A 1740-nucleotide genomic window follows, 5' to 3' on the forward strand; every position below is an offset into this window, starting at 1 on the left:
TGCCACGCCGGCGGTGGCGGCGGTCGGCAGCAGGCCCACCGCCGCGGTGGCGATGCCCATGCCGAGCACCGTCACCAGCAAGACGGCGCGCCGGCCCACGCGGTCGCCCAGCCGCCCCAGCACGATGCCGCCGATCGGCCGCATCAGGAAGGCGCTGCCGAAGATCGCCAGGATCGACAGCAGCGCGGCGGTGGGATTGTCGGCCGGGAAGAACAGCGGCCCGATCAGCGCGGCCATGTAGCCGTAGACGCCGAACTCGTAGTATTCGATCGCCGTGCCCGCGGCGGCCGCCAGCGCGGCCTTGCGCGCGATGGCGCGGGACGAGGCGGTGCTGGCGGCATCCGCCGCTGTGGCCTGGCGCTCTGCCATGCTTGCGTTCAACATCTGGACTCCTGAGGATTTGAGCCGGTGGGGTCGGCGTGGAAAAGCGAACACGGCGTCAGCCGGCGGCGGTGGCCGGCAGGCGCGCGCGCGGCGGGCGCACCGCGATGCCGGCCGCGTCGAGCGCGGCGCGGATGCGTTGCGCGAACAGCGCGGCGCCGGGCTGGTCGCCGTGGATGCAGAGCGTGTCGGCCTGGATCGGCACGGCCACGCCGTTCACCGAGGTGACCACGCCCTCGCGCAGCATCTCGAACACCTGCCGGATCGAGATCTCGATGTCGGTGATCAGCGCGCGCGGGTCGCTGCGCGGCGTGAGCGTGCCGTCGTCCTGGTAGGTGCGATCGGCGAATACCTCCTGCGCCACCGTCAGGCCGGCGTCGCGCGCGGCCTCCACCAGCGCCGAGCCGGCCAGGCCGTAGAAGATCAGGCCCGGGTCGACATCGCGCACCGCGGCGCACAGCGGCTCGGCGATCTCGCGGCGGCGCGCGGCCAGGTTGTACAGCGCACCGTGCGGCTTGACGTGCGAGAGCCGCGAGCCGGCCGCCTCGGCGAAGGCCTTCACGGCGCCGACCTGGTAGACGGTGATCTCGTAGAGTTCCTCGGCGCTCAGTTGCATCTCGCGGCGGCCGAAGCCGACCAGGTCGGGATAACCGGGATGCGCGCCGATCGCGGCGCCGGCCGCGCGCGCCGCCTTCACGGTGCGGGCGATGGTGCGCGGGTCGCCGGCGTGGAAGCCGCAGGCGATGTTGGCCGAGCTGACGTGCGGCAGCACGGCCGCGTCGTTGCCGAGCCGGTAGACGCCGAAGCTTTCGCCCAGGTCGCTGTTGAAGTCGAGTTCAGTGCGCATCGCGCCGCTCCCAGGTGTCGAAGCCGCGCGCCTGGTCCAGCGCCAGGCGCTGCGCCTCGGCCAGCTCAACCAGTTCGAAGGCGATCGATTCGCCCGGCAGGGTTTGCGCCAGGCGCGGCAGGTCCACCGAGCAGACCTGGGCGATCTTCGGGTAGCCGCCGGTGGTCTGGCGGTCGGCCATCAGCACGATCGGCTGGCCGTCGGGCGGCACCTGCACGGTGCCGCAGGACAGCGCCTCGGAGGCTGCCTCGAACGGTTCGAGCAGGCTCAGCGGCAGGCCTTCGAGCCGGTAGCCCATGCGGTCCGACTGCGGGCTCACGCGATACACGGTGTTGAGCAGGGCCGCCTGCGCGTGCGGCGTGAAGCGCGCCCATTCGCGGCCGGCGACGACGCGCAGCGGCTCACCCGCCGCGCGCAGCACGCCGGGCGCGAACACCTCGCCGTAGCCGGGGCGCTCGCGGAACGAGGGATAGCGCTCGCGCATCGCCAGCGTGTCGCCGCGGCGCAGCGCG

Annotated in this window: 2 protein-coding genes and 1 pseudogene; all 3 read right to left on the bottom strand. The window is 73.3% G+C overall.

Translation table 11 applies throughout. From position 1 onward, the window contains the following. A partial coding sequence (locus F3J18_RS37105) for an MFS transporter (RefSeq protein ID WP_166917144.1) occupies positions 1-384 on the bottom strand: 384 nt, incomplete at its 3' end. 55 nt (positions 385-439) lie between these two features. After that, complete coding sequence (locus F3J18_RS37110; protein WP_025101753.1) at positions 440-1228, bottom strand: 5-oxoprolinase subunit PxpA; 789 nt, start codon at positions 1226-1228, stop codon at positions 440-442. Beyond that, positions 1218-1740: pseudogene (locus F3J18_RS37115) on the bottom strand (carboxylase); the annotation flags it as partial. The pseudogene F3J18_RS37115 and the gene F3J18_RS37110, both read right to left, overlap by 11 nt.

The organism is Burkholderia sp. Ax-1720 (assembly GCF_011753035.1).
Lineage (GTDB): Bacteria > Pseudomonadota > Gammaproteobacteria > Burkholderiales > Burkholderiaceae > Burkholderia > Burkholderia gladioli.